32 protein-coding genes, 1 pseudogene and 1 riboswitch are annotated in these 20,630 nt (G+C 32.6%); of the genes and pseudogenes, 27 read left to right on the forward strand and 6 right to left on the reverse strand.

Features of this window, described 5'->3' with window-relative positions:
• The first annotated feature begins 93 nt into the window (after window positions 1-93).
• The 3 genes from QA612_RS16480 to QA612_RS16490 all read left to right on the forward strand — a co-directional run bounded on the left by QA612_RS16480 (window position 94) and on the right by QA612_RS16490 (window position 1,870).
• Window positions 94-654 (forward strand): TlpA family protein disulfide reductase, encoded by a 561-nt coding sequence (locus QA612_RS16480; protein WP_278284908.1) that lies wholly within the window; start codon window positions 94-96, stop codon window positions 652-654.
• Window positions 654-1,268, forward strand: a complete 615-nt coding sequence (locus tag QA612_RS16485) for a prolipoprotein diacylglyceryl transferase (protein WP_278284909.1) — start codon at window positions 654-656, stop codon at window positions 1,266-1,268. Before QA612_RS16480 ends, QA612_RS16485 begins: the two co-directional genes overlap by 1 nt.
• Before the next feature lie 77 nt (window positions 1,269-1,345).
• Window positions 1,346-1,870, forward strand: coding sequence for a CcdC family protein (locus tag QA612_RS16490; RefSeq protein ID WP_278284910.1), 525 nt, complete (start codon window positions 1,346-1,348; stop codon window positions 1,868-1,870).
• 455 nt (window positions 1,871-2,325) lie between these two features.
• Here QA612_RS16490 and QA612_RS16495 read toward each other — a convergent pair whose 3' ends face one another.
• A complete protein-coding gene (locus tag QA612_RS16495) occupies window positions 2,326-2,751 on the reverse strand; it encodes a DUF2621 domain-containing protein (RefSeq protein WP_278284911.1) in 426 nt (141 codons plus the stop codon).
• Window positions 2,752-2,961: 210 nt separating this feature from the next.
• Between QA612_RS16495 and QA612_RS16500 the strand changes: the two are divergent.
• The 3 genes and pseudogenes from QA612_RS16500 (at window position 2,962) to QA612_RS16510 (ending at window position 4,053) form a co-directional block, all read left to right on the forward strand.
• Window positions 2,962-3,381: pseudogene (locus QA612_RS16500) on the forward strand (acyl-CoA thioesterase).
• A 32-nt stretch (window positions 3,382-3,413) separates the two neighbouring features.
• Window positions 3,414-3,638 (forward strand): YdbC family protein, encoded by a 225-nt coding sequence (locus QA612_RS16505; protein ID WP_278284912.1) that lies wholly within the window; start codon window positions 3,414-3,416, stop codon window positions 3,636-3,638.
• A gap of 181 nt (window positions 3,639-3,819) precedes the next feature.
• On the forward strand, window positions 3,820-4,053 hold the full coding sequence (locus QA612_RS16510; protein ID WP_278284913.1) for a hypothetical protein: 234 nt from the start codon (window positions 3,820-3,822) through the stop codon (window positions 4,051-4,053).
• A gap of 72 nt (window positions 4,054-4,125) precedes the next feature.
• Here the strand turns inward: QA612_RS16510 and QA612_RS16515 are convergent, their stop codons facing one another.
• Window positions 4,126-4,608 (reverse strand): YqeG family HAD IIIA-type phosphatase, encoded by a 483-nt coding sequence (locus tag QA612_RS16515; protein ID WP_278284914.1) that lies wholly within the window; start codon window positions 4,606-4,608, stop codon window positions 4,126-4,128.
• Between the two features lie 200 nt (window positions 4,609-4,808).
• On the opposite strand from QA612_RS16515, the gene QA612_RS16520 reads away from it, so the two are divergent.
• Together QA612_RS16520 and QA612_RS16525 are read left to right on the forward strand one after the other, a co-directional pair.
• Complete coding sequence (locus tag QA612_RS16520) at window positions 4,809-5,057, forward strand: DUF1292 domain-containing protein (protein ID WP_278284915.1); 249 nt, start codon at window positions 4,809-4,811, stop codon at window positions 5,055-5,057.
• Between the two features lie 113 nt (window positions 5,058-5,170).
• The gene (locus QA612_RS16525) at window positions 5,171-5,326 is read left to right on the forward strand and encodes a hypothetical protein (RefSeq protein WP_278284916.1); all 156 of its coding nucleotides are present in this window, start codon (window positions 5,171-5,173) and stop codon (window positions 5,324-5,326) included.
• Between the two features lie 64 nt (window positions 5,327-5,390).
• Here QA612_RS16525 and QA612_RS16530 read toward each other — a convergent pair whose 3' ends face one another.
• Window positions 5,391-5,678 carry a hypothetical protein gene (locus QA612_RS16530; RefSeq protein WP_278284917.1) on the reverse strand — a complete coding sequence of 96 codons (288 nt, stop codon included), beginning with the start codon at window positions 5,676-5,678 and terminating at the stop codon, window positions 5,391-5,393.
• A gap of 147 nt (window positions 5,679-5,825) precedes the next feature.
• Between QA612_RS16530 and QA612_RS16535 the strand changes: the two genes are divergently transcribed.
• The 9 genes from QA612_RS16535 (at window position 5,826) to QA612_RS16575 (ending at window position 13,035) form a co-directional block, all read left to right on the forward strand.
• Window positions 5,826-6,203, forward strand: coding sequence for a GntR family transcriptional regulator (locus QA612_RS16535; protein ID WP_278284918.1), 378 nt, complete (start codon window positions 5,826-5,828; stop codon window positions 6,201-6,203).
• A gap of 48 nt (window positions 6,204-6,251) precedes the next feature.
• On the forward strand, window positions 6,252-7,016 hold the full coding sequence (locus tag QA612_RS16540) for a hypothetical protein (protein WP_278284919.1): 765 nt from the start codon (window positions 6,252-6,254) through the stop codon (window positions 7,014-7,016).
• Window positions 7,017-7,035: 19 nt separating this feature from the next.
• Complete coding sequence (locus QA612_RS16545) at window positions 7,036-8,265, forward strand: hypothetical protein (RefSeq protein ID WP_278284920.1); 1,230 nt, start codon at window positions 7,036-7,038, stop codon at window positions 8,263-8,265.
• A gap of 30 nt (window positions 8,266-8,295) precedes the next feature.
• Complete coding sequence (locus QA612_RS16550) at window positions 8,296-9,006, forward strand: ATP-binding cassette domain-containing protein (protein WP_278284952.1); 711 nt, start codon at window positions 8,296-8,298, stop codon at window positions 9,004-9,006.
• 349 nt (window positions 9,007-9,355) lie between these two features.
• On the forward strand, window positions 9,356-9,934 hold the full coding sequence (locus tag QA612_RS16555) for an RNA polymerase sigma factor (protein ID WP_278284921.1): 579 nt from the start codon (window positions 9,356-9,358) through the stop codon (window positions 9,932-9,934).
• A complete protein-coding gene (locus QA612_RS16560) occupies window positions 9,900-10,739 on the forward strand; it encodes a hypothetical protein (protein WP_278284922.1) in 840 nt (279 codons plus the stop codon). The genes QA612_RS16555 and QA612_RS16560 overlap by 35 nt, the downstream gene beginning before the upstream one ends.
• Window positions 10,723-11,601: an ABC transporter ATP-binding protein gene (locus tag QA612_RS16565; RefSeq protein WP_278284923.1), complete on the forward strand. Its 879-nt coding sequence runs from the start codon at window positions 10,723-10,725 to the stop codon at window positions 11,599-11,601. Before QA612_RS16560 ends, QA612_RS16565 begins: the two co-directional genes overlap by 17 nt.
• On the forward strand, window positions 11,594-12,760 hold the full coding sequence (locus QA612_RS16570) for an ABC transporter permease subunit (RefSeq protein ID WP_278284924.1): 1,167 nt from the start codon (window positions 11,594-11,596) through the stop codon (window positions 12,758-12,760). Before QA612_RS16565 ends, QA612_RS16570 begins: the two co-directional genes overlap by 8 nt.
• A 65-nt stretch (window positions 12,761-12,825) precedes the next feature.
• On the forward strand, window positions 12,826-13,035 hold the full coding sequence (locus QA612_RS16575) for a DUF1540 domain-containing protein (RefSeq protein ID WP_278284925.1): 210 nt from the start codon (window positions 12,826-12,828) through the stop codon (window positions 13,033-13,035).
• Window positions 13,036-13,143: 108 nt separating this feature from the next.
• On the opposite strand, the gene QA612_RS16580 is transcribed toward QA612_RS16575, so the two are convergent.
• Entirely contained in the window at window positions 13,144-14,085 is a 942-nt protein-coding gene (locus tag QA612_RS16580) for a prenyltransferase/squalene oxidase repeat-containing protein (protein WP_278284926.1), read from the reverse strand.
• 240 nt (window positions 14,086-14,325) lie between these two features.
• Between QA612_RS16580 and QA612_RS16585 the strand changes: the two genes are divergently transcribed.
• The 9 genes from QA612_RS16585 to QA612_RS16620 all read left to right on the forward strand — a co-directional run bounded on the left by QA612_RS16585 (window position 14,326) and on the right by QA612_RS16620 (window position 18,781).
• A complete protein-coding gene (locus QA612_RS16585) occupies window positions 14,326-14,907 on the forward strand; it encodes a TetR/AcrR family transcriptional regulator (RefSeq protein WP_278284927.1) in 582 nt (193 codons plus the stop codon).
• A 56-nt stretch (window positions 14,908-14,963) separates the two neighbouring features.
• Window positions 14,964-15,048: riboswitch (cyclic di-GMP riboswitch) on the forward strand.
• Window positions 15,049-15,067: 19 nt separating this feature from the next.
• The gene (locus QA612_RS16590) at window positions 15,068-15,202 is read left to right on the forward strand and encodes an anti-repressor SinI family protein (protein ID WP_278284928.1); all 135 of its coding nucleotides are present in this window, start codon (window positions 15,068-15,070) and stop codon (window positions 15,200-15,202) included.
• Window positions 15,203-15,459: 257 nt separating this feature from the next.
• Window positions 15,460-15,852: a class I SAM-dependent methyltransferase gene (locus QA612_RS22500; RefSeq protein ID WP_347568878.1), complete on the forward strand. Its 393-nt coding sequence runs from the start codon at window positions 15,460-15,462 to the stop codon at window positions 15,850-15,852.
• Window positions 15,843-16,247 (forward strand): hypothetical protein, encoded by a 405-nt coding sequence (locus QA612_RS22505; protein WP_347568879.1) that lies wholly within the window; start codon window positions 15,843-15,845, stop codon window positions 16,245-16,247. The genes QA612_RS22500 and QA612_RS22505 overlap by 10 nt, the downstream gene beginning before the upstream one ends.
• Before the next feature lie 178 nt (window positions 16,248-16,425).
• Window positions 16,426-17,202: a hypothetical protein gene (locus QA612_RS16600; protein WP_278284929.1), complete on the forward strand. Its 777-nt coding sequence runs from the start codon at window positions 16,426-16,428 to the stop codon at window positions 17,200-17,202.
• Window positions 17,202-17,747, forward strand: a complete 546-nt coding sequence (locus tag QA612_RS16605) for a hypothetical protein (protein WP_278284930.1) — start codon at window positions 17,202-17,204, stop codon at window positions 17,745-17,747. Before QA612_RS16600 ends, QA612_RS16605 begins: the two co-directional genes overlap by 1 nt.
• A 175-nt stretch (window positions 17,748-17,922) precedes the next feature.
• Window positions 17,923-18,246 carry a cupin domain-containing protein gene (locus QA612_RS16610; protein WP_278284931.1) on the forward strand — a complete coding sequence of 108 codons (324 nt, stop codon included), beginning with the start codon at window positions 17,923-17,925 and terminating at the stop codon, window positions 18,244-18,246.
• A gap of 26 nt (window positions 18,247-18,272) precedes the next feature.
• Window positions 18,273-18,446 (forward strand): hypothetical protein, encoded by a 174-nt coding sequence (locus QA612_RS16615; protein ID WP_278284932.1) that lies wholly within the window; start codon window positions 18,273-18,275, stop codon window positions 18,444-18,446.
• A gap of 35 nt (window positions 18,447-18,481) precedes the next feature.
• A complete protein-coding gene (locus tag QA612_RS16620; RefSeq protein WP_278284933.1) occupies window positions 18,482-18,781 on the forward strand; it encodes a cell division protein FtsK in 300 nt (99 codons plus the stop codon).
• Between the two features lie 108 nt (window positions 18,782-18,889).
• Here the strand turns inward: QA612_RS16620 and QA612_RS16625 are convergent, their stop codons facing one another.
• Window positions 18,890-19,195: a hypothetical protein gene (locus tag QA612_RS16625; RefSeq protein WP_278284934.1), complete on the reverse strand. Its 306-nt coding sequence runs from the start codon at window positions 19,193-19,195 to the stop codon at window positions 18,890-18,892.
• Window positions 19,196-19,444: 249 nt separating this feature from the next.
• Here QA612_RS16625 and QA612_RS16630 point away from each other — a divergent pair, with 249 nt between their 5' ends.
• Window positions 19,445-19,828, forward strand: coding sequence for a cytochrome-c oxidase (locus QA612_RS16630; protein WP_278284935.1), 384 nt, complete (start codon window positions 19,445-19,447; stop codon window positions 19,826-19,828).
• Window positions 19,829-19,979: 151 nt separating this feature from the next.
• On the opposite strand, the gene QA612_RS16635 is transcribed toward QA612_RS16630, so the two are convergent.
• The gene (locus tag QA612_RS16635; protein WP_278284936.1) at window positions 19,980-20,474 is read right to left on the reverse strand and encodes a hypothetical protein; all 495 of its coding nucleotides are present in this window, start codon (window positions 20,472-20,474) and stop codon (window positions 19,980-19,982) included.
• Window positions 20,475-20,630: the final 156 nt, after the last annotated feature.

Consider the following 20,630-nt stretch of genomic DNA (forward strand, 5'->3'; position numbering starts at 1 on the left):
CCATGTGTTTTCTGATTTCTCTTATTTTGATAATATTAAGGTCAAAAGTAATGATAAAAGAAGATGAAACCATTGCTATGGGAAGGACTAATGATGATTATTTTGAAAAGAATTTTATTTATTTCAATAATGATAACTGTCGGAATCTTTCTATGGATGGAGCAGCAACAAAAGCAATTTGATCAAGGCTATTATGGTGTTGCCACATTACCACAACCTGGCTATAGGGCACCTGATTTTTCATTAGCTAGCTTAACAAATGAAGAAAAGAAAATGCATCTTTCTCGTAATGATGAAAATAGTAAAGGAACGATTGTTTATTTTTGGACTTCTTGGTGTCCATTTTGTGCTGCATCTATGAAATCATTAGAAGAGGCATATGTGCACTATGGAAATGACATTCGGTTTATTGGAATAAATGTAACAAAACAAGACTCCATTTCTAATGCTACAGCTTTTATTGAAGAGAATAACATTCATTTTCCAATCGTATTAGATGAGGAGGGAATCGTTTCAGCAAATTATTACGTTCCTCCAATTCCAGCAACATTTTTAATCGATTCTGACGGCTATATATTAAATCGAAAAGTAGGAGCAATTACATCATTTGAAGTAAGCAAATGGATTCAGCAACTAGAAGGAGGGATTGAATAATGTTAGATCCGTTACGTTCTTTTTCCTTCGGGCCATTTACACTATCTTCACAGCTTCTATCCTTGGTCATTGCAATTATTTTAGGTTACGGTGTAATGTATATGTTTATGAAAAAAGCCAAAGTTCATAAATACAATGAAATATGTGACAAGATAATAGTTGCTATGATTATTGCTGTTCTTATTTATAAGTTTTGGCCATTTTTCATTGAACCAAGTTTATTAAAGACACCCAGTAATATTATATATTTTATGGGTGGTCCCTTTGCAATCCATGTAGCAATAATTGGTGGAGCCATTTTTTTCTTGATACACTACTTTCGAAATAAATGGTCGTATGAGGCATTAGATAGTATCTTTGTTGGATTGATAGCCACCTTATTTTTTTATGTATTATTCATGCAAGAATATGGAGTAGCGACACCATTTCAAATAGGTTATGAAATAAATGACACTCTTTATCATCCTGTAAATATGTATAAAGCCTGGTTGTATTTTATAATACTTATAGGAGCATTAGTGCTAGTATCACAGAAAAAAAGATTCGCTAGATCACTATTTATAGTAGTAGGAGCAATAGTAGCTACCTATTTGGTTTCACCATTTACAGTTTAGAAAAGGATTAGTTTTACTTTAGAAAGAATCTATGTGGTATAATTATCTCGGAATAACTTAGTAAAGGAGTACTTCCTATGACAGGGATTGTCCTATCCATCTTTGCTGTTATGATGGCACTTTTCGCCTTATTTGTTCGTGCAAAAGCCATGAAACGACCAGCAAATGTTAAAAAAATTATTATACCACCTTTAGCTATGTCTACTGGATTCTTAATGTTTCTTTATCCTCCAACAAGACCAACACCATTGGAATTAATAGAAGCTTTTACAGTAGGGGTAATCTTTTCTATTATATTAATTAAATTATCTTCTTTTGAAATTCGTGATAATAAAATATATATGAAGCGTTCAAAAGCATTTCCTTTCATATTGCTAGGGCTTTTAGCTATTCGTATCATTTTTAAAACAATTTTAGGGATTCATTTTGAGTATGAAGTGTTAGCAGGTATGTTCTATGTACTTGCCTTTGGTATGATTCTCCCTTGGCGAATTGCTATGTTAGTGAAATTTAAACGAGTAGAGAAAGAGTTAAACCGAGATCATTCTATTGAATCTAAGAATAAACCTATATCCAAAGCAACAGAAACCTCACTCCCTTAGGTGTTATGGAAGGAAAATCGGTGACATACTTCTTGTGTTATTTTCATCGAGACAACTCATACTGTATTCGTGAAGTGAATACTTGTAGCTGGAGTCACCGCATTCACTCCTGAACCATCGCTTATTTTGACTCAAATACAAGTGAAAACTTGCACCATGCAGGATGAAAATACTCATTAAGTTGGTTCATCTGTTTCAGGCAGGCGCTTTCACCACAGGCATAAGTGCGACATCTGTTCATGCTTCACAGTGTCTTCTTTACCGTGGGGCACGGCCTCACCTTCCTACCACTTACTCGGTAGTAAGTGGTAGAGGATTTTCGCCTCGCGCTGATCCCACTGGAGTCGCTGCCTTCCACTACTGAACCAGTCTATTTTTAGGGTAGACAAATTAAAAAATGACCATCAAATATTCATTAAATTTGGTGGTCATTTTTTAGCTATAACTAGTTACCATTAAAAATAAGCTTCGTATTTCTTTATATCAATCTCTTTTTCATTTAATTTTTTTATTAAGAATTTATGGTCTCTTTTTGGGGTAGCAAGTATGTAACCTTTTATGATCAGATCATCAGTCATTTTTTCTGCTTTTTCCTCTAATGCTAATTCCCCTATTTTCCCTGCAATTTTTCCTTTTGCCACATCTCGAAATAACTCTGGAACAGGTTCTACTAATTCATTCAAAAAGGCTTTCTTTTCATCAGTCCATAAATGAAGTGTTTCATTAATATAATATTCTTGCCAGTCTAAAATAGATTTTCCATCTTCTTTAGGCATTTTTTTTAAAAATTTCCGAAACATAAAATAACCACCGATACCAATGATTACAGCTAAAAATATTGACCATAGGAAAATGATCCACATAAACCAATCGCTAGGCATAAGGTCACCTCTTTCTTCTCTGTTCTATATTGTACGATATTCTCATGACTCTGAAAAGGCTGAGCTATTATATATTTAATAAAAATTTTATTAAGTGGAAATAGAGTTGTAACAATATAAGGAAAAATAGTTGAAAGTGTTGAAGTAAGTGAACAAGTATGTTTATGATATTAAAGTAAGAGAAGAAGATAAAAAAGGGTGACGGATAGCGTGTACATAGCAACGAAAGAAATACAATTAACATATGCTGATACTGATATGATGGGAGTAATCTATCATGGGAATTATGTGAAATGATTAGAATTAGGACGACAGCAATTAATTGAAGATGTTGGGTATAATTATCTTGATATGGAAAAGTCAGGATATTATGCACCTGTTTATCATTTGGAAATCACCTATAAAAAAGCGATCCGATATGGGGATCATGCTACTGTGAAAACATGGGTGGAAGAAAGTAAGCGAATGAAGACAATCTATGGTTTTCAAATCATAAATGGAAAAAATGATGTTTGTGCAGAGGGAACGACTACACATATTGTTGTTGATAAAAATACATTTAAGCCAGTACAATTCGGAAAAATTTTTCCTGAATGGTTTCAAAAGTATGAAGAAATTAAAAGAAAGTAAATGATTTCTATAGACGAAAGGAGATGTTAGAAATGGCAGAATTGAAATTTAATATTGTAAAGACAATTGCAAAGATTTCAGAATCACCTAAAGGTTGGAATAAAGAGTTGAATCTCATTAGTTGGAACGATCGTCCTGCAAAATATGATATTCGTGATTGGTCACCAGACCATGAAAAAATGGGGAAGGGCATTACCTTAACAAAAGAAGAATTAATAGCATTAAAAGAGGCCTTAGAAGAATTGGATACTGACTAATCAGCAAAAAACACGTTAGAAATACAAGTTTAAACACTATTTAGTTGAATGAATTTCATTTTTTGGTATAAATGTTCGTGTTAGAATGAAATAGTGAATGATGAAATTGACTCAGATGAGGGGCATATTTCTAATTTTTATTTAATAGAATAATACTGAAAAACAAATTTATAGATTTGAGGTGTTTATCGTCAAATTATTTGTTTTTATTACTGGATTATCCATGCTGGTCTTTCTCAGTTCTCGTTTTAGAGCACCGTTTACAGAGCAATATACATTTAGTAAATTTGCCGAACAGAAAAAAGGAATGAAGGAAAATCCAGATGCTCCAGATATCGAAGTAGAAAAACATTTAATTTATTATAATAAAAGTAGTCATGACAGTGATAATAATATTGACATTGGTGGAGAATAGACATCTTTATCAGGTTAAATTAAAATAGTCTTTACACCATTTTCATGGGTAAAGACTATTTTACATTTTCATTTACCATTGCCTTCGAACGATAGATTCCATCTTACGCTTCAACGTAATATTCCATGGTTCACGTTCTGGTTCAACAGGATGAACTAATACAGTTTTCATACCTAAACGCTTTCCACACCAAATATCAGTAAATATTTGATCACCTAAAAACAGGCTTTTATCTGCGGTTGCTCCTACTTCAGCCATAATTTTTTTGACTTTTCCTGTTCCTGGCTTATTTGCCATACCATACCCTTTCATATTGTACGATTTAATAAAGCGATCTACACGACCTTGACTATTGTTAGAAAGAATAATTAATTGAATGTTGCTGTTATTTAATTCATTTAACCATTTTTCAAATTGCTCATCACCTAATTGGTTATGTCCAGCTAGTGTGCTATCGAGATCGGAAAAAATATGGGTAATAGAATGATTTTTTAACCAAGTTAATGTAATATCTGTAAAATGTTCAAATAAGAAATCGGGTTTAAAATAACTCATTTTTATCTCACTTTCTTTTCAATATAATTTTCATGTAATACTTTTAAGTATAGACTATCTTACTTTTATATGCTATTATTTAAAAATTTTAGCAAATTAAACGTCTCTTTATCAAGAGTAATACTTATCACAGGAATAATTTATAAAAACCAGAAGAATAGGGAATAATATGGCTGAATAATATACTCGAGGTGAGATAGATGGACAAGGATCCAAAAGATCATATAACCATTAGAGACGACAATGGAAATGAAAAAGAATTTGCAGTGGAAGCATTATTTGATATGGAACAACAATCCTATGCACTTATTACTGGTGACGAGGAGACATTGTTAATGCGTGTCATAGATGATGAAGATGAGCAATATCTCGTAGGAATAACAGACCCAAAAGAACGAGATGCCATTTTAGATGTATATCAAGTAGCAGTTGAATCAGAAAATTTTTAAAAACATATTTTTCATATAACTTATATAAGGGATAGACCATTGAATCATTTATGTACATTTCCCTTCCATTCCTGCATAAGAATATTATAAGTAATGGAAGGGAGGTATTATCTATGGATTGGTGTAAGGAATGCGGCCAGCTTAAAGGAATTATTGTTCATTTTTTTGATAATGGATTGGATTGTACGTATTGTGGAGCTTGGCTATGTCCCTCCTGTGCAATGACGATACCAACAGAAGATGATCATTGTCGATGTATGGATGATTAAATTTATGATGATACGTGAATGAATTACTTGATTAAAAATTCCTTTTAAAAGTATTTAAATGAGGTTATTGCCTTACTAATTTAATTTCTTCTATTTGTTCTTCTCCATTCCTACTATCTTTCCATCCAAATACGATTGAAAGTTCATCTTCTTTTTCTCTTTTTTCTCCAAATGAAATAAAAGAAAAGTTTTTCCCAGTAGTTTTTTGAAACAACGAAGTGTCGGATGTTCCAGTAACAAGTTTGTCGTTCACATAATGCTGAAAAAAGGTTAACGTTATCTCTGCCTCATCATTCCAATAAAGTGTTCCATTCCATATTCCTTTTGGATGAACGGAATCCTTTTCGTACACTGCAGTCCAATTTCCGTCATCAGTTTAATAGCTCTGTCAATACTTCTGAAGCAGTCTATATATAGACAAGTACTTACTGATTTTTTATTGACTGCTATTGTGTATTATGGATATAATACACGTGAAGGAAAGGTAGGTGACACTTGTGTGCTAAACTTTTTTGAATTAAAGCTGAATAATAAAGATCCTGTTTACATTCAAATTGCATCGTATGTAAAACGAAAAATATTACTAAAAGAAGTAGAGAATGGTTATAAGCTTCCTTCTAGAAGGGAAATTGCTGCACAACTACAAATAAACCCAAATACAGTTCAGAAAGCATTTAAGGTAATGGAGGAAGAAGGTTTTGTGCACACAAGTGGAAATCAAGGAAGTATCGTTTACATAGATGAGAATATTTTTAAGCGGATTGAAGAAGAGCTTACTCGTGAATTGGTAAGGGAGTTTATACATTCTGCAAAAGATGTTAATTTGTCTTTTAAGAAGGTTGTTGAACTTATTAGTGAGTATTGGGAAGAGAATTAACTTTTTACCCATAGTGTATTACTACACTAATACAAAGGAGGTGTCGTATTGAAAGGGTTTTATCGATTAGTAAACATTGAAAGCATTAAAATGTTGAAAGTAGTACTGTTACTTTGTATTGCATCAATGGCAACACAGCTTTTACTATTGAATCGTGAATTGAACAATTTTACATCCCATTCAATGATAGAACGTTTTGAAAACACTTATGTAGCATCTGGCGCAATCGTGATTTTTCTCCTTTCAATCCTATTGTTTTGTGTATATTTTTTACTGACAATCTATTCTCACTATTGGGGAAGTAAAAGTATTTATACATATTTAACCTTACCTATAAAACGAGAGGCTGTCTATTTTAGTAAATTAACAGCTTTTCTCCTATGTATCATGCCATTATTTGCAACGCAATTGATGACTATTTTTATTGGATATGAATTGGTCGTTTGGAAAATAGCAAATGTAACAGAGGGACCATGGATGAATAATGGTTTGTTTTTATCGTTTATTCGTTCTGAAAGCTTACAAATTCTATTTCCTTTAACGTTAAACGGCATTGTTTCTACATGGAGTATCATTATTGCACTAGCTACCGGGCTGTACTACGGCATATTATGTGAAAGAAGTAGACAGTATTGGGGATTTCTCCTTATTATTACTGCAATTGTGATCATTCTTTACGTTATCTCAGATCGAATGGGTAGTCCGTTATATGGGTATTCAAATTGGTATATTACTAGCGTTTCTTTATTTATATTAAGTAGTTTCTTTATTTGGCACGGAATGAAAATAGTGAAGCGTGGTGCAATTGCTTGAACTTAAGGAGGTGTGGAAAGTGAAAAAAATAAAAAAACACATAGCTATTATTATCTTTTTTATAAGCTTATTCATCATGATTAGCCTACTAACGTTCGTTTACGTTTCAAAGGATCATAGTACGTTTTATTTAAAGGATCATAAAGGAGATCGTTCTGTGCTGAATGACATTACTGTTCAAGGGGAACTAAGAGATGCTTACCATACGGTGCATTTTACTATTGAAAATAATAAAGTAACGAAAAATACAAAAATTTATTCCTACCCCATTAGTGATCCAACAAATAGAAGCTGGTTTCGTTGGATGGAGACGACCCTTGATGGAGTGGATTATGAAATATTGGGAGAGGGAGAGTTTGATATTTATCGAAATCGACGGAAGACAAGTGATGTGCCTCAAGGCTGGAGTCATGTGAAAACGGATATCCATCCTTCCAGTGCTGTTAACCAAGTGGAATTAGGGTTAGGATTAGCGCAGGTAGGAGAGTCAATTTATTTTACGGTTCCAACGACCTCTGCTTATGTTGGGAACAATCATATTTATGAGATTGAATTTGTTGATCCGAGTCAAAGAATTAGTCGAACAGATGGATTTACAGAGCAGCGGGTGATTGCTACGTACAGTTTGGAACAAAATGGAGATTCTACTTCTAAGACTATAGACGTATTAGGCTTACAGGGTGTTGGAGATCATCTTGCACTTATTAAAAGAGAAGGAAATGATCTTGTTATTCGAGAGTTTCATACAGATGGTGAAGAGGTTGGAGGCACGATACTAGATAACTTCTTTCTTGATGTGGAAACTCGTCTTCCTTACACCGCCTATTTAAACGAAGCAGATAATATTATTACGTTAAGTTTTTCTCACAAGCGTGATGAATTTAAAGTAGTGAATATAGAATTTGCTCATGGTGAAGGCTTTGAGATCATCGATGTGGTGGATGTCACCTTTGAAGGAGAGTTAGACGAAAATCATAGGTTAGTTGAAATGTTTTATAAAAACAACAAACTATACGTAGCTAATACATTAAAAGATATGACAGATGAAAGAAATTTCATTTATTCCATTGGTCGTCCTATTCAATTTTTCCTCCATGTGTATGAAGGGAACGAATTACTTTATCAAGGGGAAATAGTGACAGATATGAATGATGATTTAATAAGGTTCCAGACGGCACCATTTTCAGCTGGTGGGGTTGGTTATGATTACCATGAGCATCGAAATTTTGTTCATATTTCTTTCAAATAATCTGTAAAAGGGGTGATCAGATTGATACAGATGAATTATAGTAGAAAACGATATAATGATGATGACATTATTTCCATAAGAGACGAGCAAATAACGATTCAACGTGGTGAAATCGTCGGCATATTGGGTTCAAACGGTTCTGGGAAAACAACATTCCTTAAGTCTATTCTTAAATTAGGAGATAGTCATATTGGTGAGGTGTTAGTAGAAGGGAAACCTATTGAAGATCAATTTGAAAAAGTAGCCTTTATTACGGAAGAGGGCAGCTACTTTCCAGGTATGACTCCGATGGAATATGGAACGTTTTTGGCTGACTTTTTTTCGAGATATGATATGGATAAATATAGTAGGCTTCTAGCTTATTTTGACTTAAAACCCTATGAAAAAATAAAATCTTTTTCTAGGGGGCAAAAATCAAAGCTTGAAATATGCGCTGGGTTTTCCAAGGGAGCAAAATATATTTTGCTAGATGAACCATTTTTAGGGAAGGATATGTTCTCGCGGATGGATTTTATGAAAATGATGGTTGCCACTCTTCTAACTGACGAAACGATCTTAATCGCCTCTCATTTTATTGATGAACTTGAAAATGTCATTGATCGAATCATCATTTTTCATAATCATAACATTAGTGGTGACTATTATACAGATGATTTACGGGCAAAAAACCAAGATTTGAAGACGATATTAGAAGAAATTTCAGGATATAAGAAAGATAAATATAGGGAAATAAACATGTAATTACTGAACACTTCTCTTTAATGAAGTGTTTTTTTGTATTATATAACTATGTTTTCATTAAAGGTTATTTCAATATATTCTTACAATATGACAAATTTAACAGATTATACGATAAAAACAATAGTATTTCCGACATTATTCTGTTCACTTTGCTACTGTAGGTGTTTGTTGTTGTCTGATTCTGCGCTTGCCTAGGAAATAATTAACGTGAAATAATCGGAAATTTCCCATAACGAATGAGTTTGCCTAATAAGTAGCAAGCTCTTTTTTTATGGGAAAAAAATATCTTGCATTTTTTTAAATCTTTTTCAAAATATATTCGTTAATATAGGTAGAGGTGGTGATACATATGTCGACAGATGAAGAGTTAATTGAAGAAATAAAAAATGGAAGCCAAGCTGCAATGGAAGTGTTAGTTAAAAGACATTATAAATATATATTTGCATACGTATATCGGAAATTAGGAGATTACCACTTAGCTTACGATTTAACACAAGATATTTTTATTAAAATGATGAAATCTATTCATCATTATAAAGGAGAAGGGAAATTTGAACATTGGCTCTTAAAAATTGCGGTAAATCACTGTCGCGATTACTTCCGAAGTAGAAGTTACAAGGAAAAAGAGGAACAGAACACCTTAAGTGAACAAATAAAAGATGAAAAAGAAAATGTTTGGGATCTCATTAGTAAAAAGCTAGAGAGTGAAAAAGTGAAAACTGCTGTACATAAGCTACCAGAATATCAAAAGGAAGCTATTATTTTAAAATTTTATAAGGGCTTAAAAATAAAGGAAATTGCTCATTTGACTGACAGTAAAGAAGCAACAGTAAAATCGAGATTAAAACAAGGAATTGAAAAGTTGAAGATAGCTTTAAAAGGGGGGGATAACAATGGAGTGGAACAAAAAGAAAATAGATCACGATGACCTATCAGATGTTGTAGAACAAGTGGAATTCGAAGAGTTAGAAAAGGAATTGAATCAATATTTAGTCAAGTATCCCGATGAGAAAATGATGGATAGTACTATTGATACATTGGGACAATATGTGCCAAGTAAGCGGAAGAAAAATATCAAATATAAGGAACGTATGCAAAGACTAATGAAGATTATAGGAACAGAAATTTCTACTGTTAGAAAAGGATACTGGGTTGCTAGCGTGATTTTATTTGTAATGGGTTATTTCATAACTGGTTACGGAGCATACAATCCGGTGTTAACACTAGCTATATTAGCTCCTGTTCCATTTGTATTTGGATTAGTTGAAGTTTTTAAAGGAAGAGAAAATGGGGTACTAGAGATGGAAATGACCTGTAAATTTTCTAGCTATGAACTCATGCTATTCCGTCTATTAATTATAAGTGTGTTCAATATTATACTCAATTCCATTCTTACTTTTGCTATCGTTCCTTATGCGGAGGCAACATCTTTATTGGAGCTTGTATTTATTTGGTTTACCCCATTAACCTTGTTTGCAGCTATTTCACTATGGCTAAGTATTCACTTTAGGGGAGTCGTCTTTATTTCTATTTTTATTCCTTTGTGGCTTCTATTTAGTATTGTGTTAATTAATGGATCTGCATCTTGGACTAATTACCTTTTAAATGTAAATTTTCTTTTCCATCTGTCGTGTATGTTAATTGGGTTACTACTTTTGGTGTTGCAGATTAAGCAATTAATCAGAAAATACTCTACATATGAAGGGGGAACAACATTTGAAGTTAACAATTGAAAATATATCAAAACAATATAAAGATAAAATAGCTGTTAAAGGTTTTTCTGCAGAGTTAACAGAAGGGGTGTATGCTCTTTTAGGGCCGAATGGTGCAGGAAAAACAACACTGATGCGTATGGTTGCAGATATATTAAAGCCAACTGCAGGACGTATATTGTTTAACGATAAAGATATATCGGTGATGGGAGATCAATATCGTGATGTGTTAGGCTATTTACCTCAAGAGTTTGGATTATATAAAAGTTTTACAGCAACGAGGTTTTTAATGTATTTTGCAAGTTTAAAAGGTTTAGATAAAAAAGAAGCAAAAATTCGAGTACAAGAGGTCTTACAATTAGTAAATTTACAGGGGGAAGAGAAAAGAAAGCTAAGTACTTTTTCAGGAGGGATGAAAAGAAGAATTGGTATTGCACAAGCCTTGTTAAATGATCCGAAGGTCTTGATTGTGGATGAACCAACAGCAGGGTTAGATCCGAAAGAACGAGTTCGGTTTAGAAATCTTCTTTCAGAAATAGCTGCTGATCGAATTGTTGTCCTTTCTACACACATCGTTTCAGATATTGAGTATATTGCGAAAGAAGTTCTGCTAATGAAGGAAGGAGAGCTAATACAGCATAATACATTAGAAAGCTTATTAGAAAGAATAAATGGAAGGGTATGGAACGTAGTAGTGACAAAGGAAGAACTTCCTACTATTCAACGAGAATATAAAATAGGTAATATTCAACGGAATGAAAAAGGGATCGAAATTAGGATTATTCATGATACGAAACCTTTCCCTAATGCACTTCAAGTACCTGCCTCATTGGAGGATGTCTATTTGTATTTTTTCCATGAGGAGGTACGTGATAATGTTTAAACATGAATGTTATAAAATATTTACTAAAAAAAGTATTTACATCGTATTTTTCCTAATTGTCCTAACGATGATTTATGCAAATAACTTACCTACGGATATGATAATGAAAGAGGAAATTTACGAGGAGTTATATGAAACCTTTGGTGGACCTGTTACGGAGGAAAAAGGAAAGTATGTACGGGAGAAAATGAGAGAATCTGATGCGGGTGAACTTGTGGATGAAATTTCTTCCCGTACGTTTGAAGATAAGGCTACTGGTGAAGTGCATTTTTCAGTAGCATTGGCCCATATGATTAAAGAACAGTTAAATGAACGAAAAAATATTCTTGAAAGTAAAATTGAGAATAGTGATAAAAGCTCTTATGAATATAAAGATGCTGAAAAGGAATTAACTATGTTAAATCAAATAGATAATACTCACGGGTTTTACTTAATACGAATGTGGCAAGGAATGTTTGATTTTATTGAACCTGCTACTACCGTTATATTCCTTTCAGTATTAATTATATTAGGCTTAACTCCTGTTTTTTCAGACGAATACACGAAACGAACAGCAGGTTTAATTTTAGCTACAAAGCATGGGAAAAGGAAAATTATAACAGCCAAAATAATGGCAGCAATCACCTATATTGTTATTGTTATCACCTCTCTTCATCTAGTTAATGGTATATTGAAATGGATAAAGCATGGTGGAATAGATGGTTGGAATGCTCCAATACAAGGGTTAAGTGGTGGGATTGATACTATATCCATGATGGAGTATGCTCATTCTCCCTACGACTTAGCAGTTTGGGAGCTATATGGGTTAACATTTTTCCTTCAATTTATTGGTGCAGTTGTCATTGCCATCATGGTACTATTCGTCTCGGTAAATACGAAAAACTCCATGATCGCTTTATTTATTAGTGGTGCCATCATTGGAATTCCATTTATGATAAGTCAAATCGGGCTAGATAGAGGGATCATACAGCATTTAGCGAACTTTAATTACTCCGAATTAATAAAGGCAGCAGGTTTATTTGAAGAATATATAACGTATAACATCTTTGGGCAGCCGATTCTTTACCCTACATTATTATTTTCAATCTTTGGGATCATTACAGCTTTACTCCTTTACTTTACGTATTATCAACATAGGAATTATCAAGTCAAAAATTAATTCTGTACTAAAATCATCATTTTTGTAAATGATAAGACGGACAGGATAAATAGGAGGTTGTAAATATGCCTAAAGTTGAGGTTTCATGTGCTATTTCTAATTGTTCGTTTTATGGGGAAGGAAATATTTGTACAGCTGAAAAAATTATGGTGGAATTAGATAACCATGCAAGATATGATACAGAAATGTCTGGGGAATTAACGGAAAAAAACCACATAGATGAAGCAATTAAATCGGCAGAAACATGCTGTAAAACATTTAAACCCAAAAAATAAAGGATTAGATAGTAGAATGGAGAAACGTAGCCTAAGGTACCAAAGTACTAAATAGGTAACAATTAAAAGGAAGAGGGCGTCCTTAAACTTTTGGACCCCCTCTTTGTACTATTTTCTTAAAAGTCCAAAAGCTTGAAATGTTTTATATCTGTTTACTGCAAGTATTCCTTTCCATTGTTGTCTTGCAACGGAAAAGTCATTTTGGTAGCTTCCCCAGCTCCACGAAATATCCCATATTCCATCTCCCGACATTTGATCTATATAGAACTGCAAATTTCGTTCAACTAAATCACTATATTTATTAGAAAGCTCATCATTTGGTCCAGTAATAAAATCTAGAGGCATTGGTTCGTAATCTTCAGACCAGGAAGAACTGTCTTTATTCATACAACGTTCTACTAAGGAATGAACTTTAGAAGAAACCTCTGTCCATTTATAGTTCGTTTTTTTATAAAAGATGTCTATCTGTGGATGGATTATCCTTAAGCACTGCTGATAATTATTAATTTCATGTTTATCCATTTCTTCCGTATGCATTAATCGTTCAATAGCTTTTCGGATGGTGTTCCAACCTATTTGAGATGCTTCACTTTCTTTTTTAGACCAGTGAATAAGAAATGCTCCTAATTCTACACTGGGATTAAACATCCAAAATTTCTGAACTCCTTCTTCCCAGTGCCACCAAGGTGCATGTGGGTGATGATTGTTTTCAGGTAATACGGATGGCCACATCCCTGTTTCGGAGTCGTTCGTTTTTACCAAATATGCAATCATAGCTTCAATCAATGTGATATTTGGATTTGCCTTTACTTCCATTAAAACTTGTCCAGCTGTCCATGTAGCCATAGGAGAGGAGTAGGGAGACCAAAAATCAGGCTCAATGCCATGTCCAAAACCACCATCCTTGTTTTGAAATGAGGATAATAAATTAATTACTCTATCATCAGATCCTCCTTCAAATAAATAGTCCCATCTAGCTTCCTCCAAGGGGCGACTGTTTCTTTTTATCCAATTACTTGTCTTTTTATATGTTATTTCGGGAATTCTCACTAGTAATCCACCTTTCACAAATGAGTATTATGATAATATTCGATACAAGATAAAGAAACCCTTTTAGGTAATTATAGTTCAAAAGGTCTATTACTTTTGAAATGAAAATAAATTGAATTTTATAAAAAGTGTGTCTATTTTATGAACATTCTGCTATAATAAATTTACTGGTAAAGAGTCATCTTTTTTTTGACTTTTTACCTAATGAATATTAGTTAGGTGAAAATAAAGGGGAAAATTATGACAACGAAAGAAAAAATAATTGATGCTGCAACAGAGATATTTGCAGAAAAAGGCTATAAAGGAATGACAATGAAAGAAATCGCAAATGAAGTAGGGATCAAGCCTCCTTCTGTTTATGCCTTTTTTAAAAGTAAAGAAGATGTTTTCTTACATATTTACAAGGATATCTTAAGTAGACATTTGGATTTAGCAATGAATAGTGCAAACCAATTTCGTGATAAGCCAATTAAAGAACAACTAGAACAAATACTCCTTCAAGTTATTAATTTTCAGTTTAAAGAATCGCTACAAATGAAGGTGTTAATAAGATTAATGCTATTTCCTCCTGAATTTATGGCGAACAGTATTACAGCTGATTTTTTTGAGGTAGAAAAGAAGGAGCACGAAATGCTTAGTAGTATTTTCAAACAAGGGATGGAAAATGGGGAAATTAGGTCAGGAGATTGTAACGCTATAGCAACTGCAATGCTTTGTATGATGGATGGACTGTTTTGGGAGATGCAACGTTATGATGAAGCCACTTTTCATGAACGTTTTGAGGTGATCTGGGAACAATTTTGGATAGGGATTAAGTGTTAGCAAGCTTTTTCTAATTGGATGTTGTTAATTGTCATGTTATAACTGATTAATAAAAAATTAGGAAAAGGCAAACTAATCGAAAGTTTAGGACGCAAAGCCACAGATCTAAGGTCAGAGGACTATGATAGCTGGGTTGCCTCATTAATGGAGGGAGATTGCAATGATAAGCCATATTAAGGACACTAATAAGGAACTTGATAAGGAATGGGTTGAGTTAATTCAAAGGGCACGAGGAATGGGAATTCCAATAGAAGACATCCGGAAATTTTTATCAAAAAATAAAGTAAAGAGTTAGCAATCTTCTTTCTATTTATGTCACAGCTATCCTCCAGAACAGAAGTACACCACTTACCTCTATATCATATTTTTATTTTAAATGCGGTGCCTATTGTATATAGTGCATCGTTTTTGTATGGTTTCAATGGATAATGGTTTTATTGATATTTTGTGTAATCTATAGATGGGGCGTATATAATACATTATAATTTAATAACTAAGATAGCTAATGTAAAATCTTATGTTTAAACAGTTTTGTCAGAAGGGAGCACTGTAATGAATGAAAAATTAGAACTAGTTAATTCCGATGAATATGATGATCCAATTTTATATGATTTGGAAAACAACGCTTATATAGAAGACGTAAAGTTACTTAGAAAATGGGCAGCAGATACTGAGGGAGTAATCATTGATTTAGCATGTGGAACAGGTAGAGCAACCATCCCCTTAGCAAGGGTTGGACACAACATGATCGGTGTAGATCTACATAGTGGAATGCTTCATGAAGCAAAACAGAAGACGACTAATACTTCGCTACAGGTAGAGTGGATAGAGCAGGACTGTACCAAACTAGATTTAGGAGTAAAAAGTGATTTTATTTTTTCGATTGGTAATTCTTTTCAACACTTTTTAACAAACGTAGCACAAGATAACTTGTTTTGTCTGTAAATAAGCATTTAAATGTAGGTGGAGTTTTCATATTTGGTACGAGATTTCCTAGTATGGATGAATTGCTTCAACCTAGTACGGAAGAATATTGGAAAACATATATAGATAATGAAACGAAAAATAAAGTTGATGTTTATACGATAAGTAGATATGATGCTTTAAATCAATTGCAGCATTATACAACTATACGTAGGTTTAATAATAGAGATGAAGTTGAAAAGGAAGTGAGAACAACTATAAGCTTACGTTATGTGTTTCCAAAAGAAATGGAACGAATGTTATCCGTAAATGGATTTGAAATAATAAACGTATATAAAGACTGGGATGAAACCCCTATAACAGAAGACAGTTATGAAATGATTTATGTTTGTAAGAAAAATTCAAGCGTTAGTTAAGTTTCCAATTTCTTTATTAATGCATCGGTAAATGATTGATAGAATAGAATAACTATGTCTATATCTTTTATTAAGAAGATAAATAAATGAAGACTTACGGTTTAGGAAAGGAGAGATTGTTATTAATAAAGTAATAATAGGTTTGATTATTCTTGCAATACTTTGGGCAGGAAATATAGTGTATTATGAATCTAATCAGCTAAGTAAGCCGCTGTTCATGAAACATTATTATGAACGTTCGTGGCATGAGGATTGGAATCCAATTCAATTCAGACTACATTATTTAACAAATAAAGGAGATCCGATTAGCGTTGCTTCTATCTCCATTCCTGATAAAGATTTACACTTTAGACATAAGCATGAACATACATTCGGTACATATCAATATCAATATCAAGAATTAAGAGAAGTAATGGTGGAGTTAGATTATTATACTTGGGGCAGTTATGATCATTCAGATGAATTGTCCATTGAAGAAGTGATTGTGCATTTTACAGATGGATCAAAAGAAGTGATTTCAGTAGGTAAAATAAAGTTTAATATTAAAGACGATGAAGGTTATGAAGGAATGCTAATGTCATCAAGTAGCGGGAGCTCTAGTGACAATACAGGATATACTAATTTTTCATTGGAGGAGTCCATTGTTGTTGAAGGTTTCCATGTACCATTTCAATCTCATTTATCTGATGCTTTATCAATAAGAATAAATAATGAAGAAATAAATTATAATTCTTTCCCCATTACAATGGAGGATTCTCAATTACTAAGAATAGATTATTCCTTATCCTTTAAGGAGGATGAAGAGCCATATCAACATTTTTATGAAATAGAAATTCCATTTCATATCTCCACTCTAGAAGGAGAAAAAAGGACTGCTAATGTTACGATTAACTATCAGCCTTATTTTTCTGACAGCTTAATTAGGGAAATTGTTGCCGAAAGGGGGCAACGATAGTGACTGCTTATAACTATTTATTTTGGGGCTTTATTATTACATTTATAAATATAAATATTGGGATTAATCTCATGCCCGATTTTATTGGATATATCATTATTGTTATTGGACTTACTAAGTTAGTAGACTATTCTACTTATTTTTCTAAAGGGAAACTTTTTGCATTTATATTAATCTTTTATTCTATTCCTAACTTCTTTGGTTTTGGTGAAACAGTGGGAGGTCATGATCAATATCAACTTGAATGGAGTTGGTTATTGTTTGAGCAATTAGGGGTTTTGTTACAGTTATTTCTCATTGGTTTTATTTGTTACGGCATTGTGGAGCATGCAAAGAAAAGTGAGTTAAATGAATTAGTTGAAGTTGCCATTTTTAGGTGGAAACTATTACTTACTGTTTCTGCTCTACAATTAGCTTTAACACCATTTTTGTTAAATTTTGATCTGCTGTTAACGTTTCTTTTTCTTATTATGATTATGATGTTTATCTTTTTCATCGTCTTTTTGCATTTGTTACGTAAAGCTTATCGGGAATTTACAAATTAACGAAGAAAACAAATGAATGGTGTCATAGAAATGTTTAGCATTAACTGTGAAAAAAGAAGTAAAAAAAGTTAAAAATAGTTGAAACGATTTTAGGTTTCCAACGTAATTAAATAATAAGTTTTTGATGATATTGTGTCATTTATTTTACTTTATAAACAAGGGAGAGGAATAGTATATGGATCATATTAATCAATGGGAAAATGCTGAGCCTGGGGTAAAGCGTAAAATTTATCCTCCAGGGAAGTCATTAATGATGATGGAGGTTCATTTTGAAAAAGGTGCTCAAGGTTATGAGCATCATCACGTTCATGAACAAATGAGTTACTGTTTAAAAGGGAAAATAGAATTTACTATCGATGGGAAGAAGCAAATAGTGAATGAAGGGGAAACGGTTGTTATACCAAGAAATGCAGTGCATGGGGTAACTGCATTAGAAGAGAGTGCACTGCTTGATACGTTTACTCCGTTAAGGGAAGATTTATTAGAAAAACGTAAATAAACCGAACGTTTTATGGAGGGTATTTTATGTTCAATGAAACGATGAAAATAGCTTTATTTATCGGCGTTTTTGTTGGGATTATCGTTTTCATCCAACAGTATATTTTCCCTCAAGCGACTACTATCCTATCCGTTATTATTGCTAGTAGTTCTGCAATAGTAGGGGGATTAATAAGCTTTAAATTATTCCGTAAAAAATAGTGTTTAGTAAGGTTCAGAGAGAAAGGAGAATGAACGTGAAAAAACGTTCCATAGTAGGTAACGATATTTCTGTTGAAGAAAAGAAGTATATTGACAATATAAAAAAACAGAATCCTTATGGAATTATCACGTTAATGATGGGGGGCGTCTCCTTTCTATTTGGACCCATCATCGTATTCCTCCCTATTGCTACACTATTATTTGGCTTGCTTACATTTAGGACTTTTGATAGAAAAATAGAAGATAACCCATGGACTTTCTACATTGGAATAGGTTTAGCGGGTTACGGCTTATATTTATTTATAACCAACTATCAGCATGAAATTATACTTTAAGGGCCTTGTTAAGTTAATGAACAAAAAATAGATTATAAAAAAGAAGCCATAGAGCTTCTTTTTTATAATTAGAAGGAAATAAATTTTTGCATCGTTAGAATCGACCCACTAGTCCACTGTTAAGGTTGGCTCTATTCGAAATAGGATATTTAGGTCATTTATCATACTTGCGAATGTCATAATTTCGTTATTCAGCTGTTCCATTTTATCTCCATTATTCTCCACCAATAGTTCTTTTGTTTTATATGTGACGATCTTCTCTAATTCCTTTATTTTGTCAGGAATTTTTGCTCTTTCTTTTTCCCAACTGGACAATATCATTGATTGCTCTTTTAATGTATAACTCTTCCAATCTCTATCAAGATTTGGTATGGATATCCCAAGTCTTTCATCTTTTACAAACAATCCAAGCATATAATCCACTCCTTTTATAGTAACCTTGTAAATTTTAAGGATCATTGTTAGTTTTAACTTCCCTTTAAGGATCACTGTATATAGCAATTTATTATGTATTAAAAAGAAACGATCTACATTACATTATACCTTCTTCATTTCATCACCTTCAACATTCACGTTTTACTTTACATAGATCAAAAGTATTAACAAATTAGACATAATTAAATGGTGCCGCTTGTATAATGGAAAAAGAAGGGAGGTGAACGTATGGGAGTAAATTTTATAAAAATTTCTGTGGTGTACTTCGTTATTGGTGTGATACTTGGTTATTATATGTCCATTTCTAATGCATATCACTTAACTGGTGTTCATGCACACATCAACTTACTAGGCTGGACCTCCATGACTTTAGCAGGTATTATTTATGCTTTATTTCCTAAAACAGAATCTAGTATTCTAGGTAAAATTCATTTTTGGCTACACAACATCGGTCTTCCCCTTATGATGATCGGATTATTCCTATTGTTACAGGGGAATAGTTCACTTGAATTTCTTATTCCTATTGGAGCAACAATAGTTGTGGTGGCTGTTATTATTTTTGCAATTAACCTTTTCTTAAACTTAAAAAAAGAAGCTATTTCAGTGAAGTAGATACTTACATCATATTAAAATAAGATTTCTGTCATTTATACTTTTATAAAGAAACAAAAAGAGTCTCTTTAAGTAGAGACTTTTTTCTATTTAATAGTCTATATGGTTTAATTTTGGAAAAATATAAAAGGACCTCTAAAGGACTACTTTATTAATTTAACTCTATTTCTGATTCTGTTACTTGGTAGCTGAAGAAAGTTTGGAACCGGAAGTACATCATACTTAAGTCCAATTCAACCATTAATAATAGATTTAACATATATTGTTCTAGTCTGTTTAAAGGTACATTATTTTGTATCTTATTTTCATAGTGGAGAAAAACTTTTTTGGCATTTTCATGAATGTAAAAAATTCGTTTTTTTGGATAGTGTAAATCTTCACGTAGACGTATAACAAAGTACTTTTTTTGATCAGTCGTTAAGTATGGAGAAGTTACAAATAAGTGTGCTTTCTTATCTATATCCTTATTGTTTCTATATACATTATACCAACGATAGACACAGTCAGATAATAAAAATATGAATAAAAAAAATGCCCCTAAATGATTTCCATGTAAAAATAGAGCATATGAAATTGTGCCACCCATCCCTAGTAACATAATGGAAATAAAATACCATTCAGTATACGATGATTTAAAACCTTCCATGACATTTCTCCCTTTAGAAAATTATTCCAAAATGTACATGAAAAGTTTTCCACCATATTTTAATTTTATGTAAAGATGTTGAAATAAAATATACGCATACTACCAAATGTAAAATAACTTTGAGGTAAATTTCTTACAATATCTAAAACTAAAAAC

The sequence above is a fragment of the Evansella sp. AB-P1 genome (assembly GCF_029688925.1).
Lineage (GTDB): Bacteria > Bacillota > Bacilli > Bacillales > Salisediminibacteriaceae > Evansella.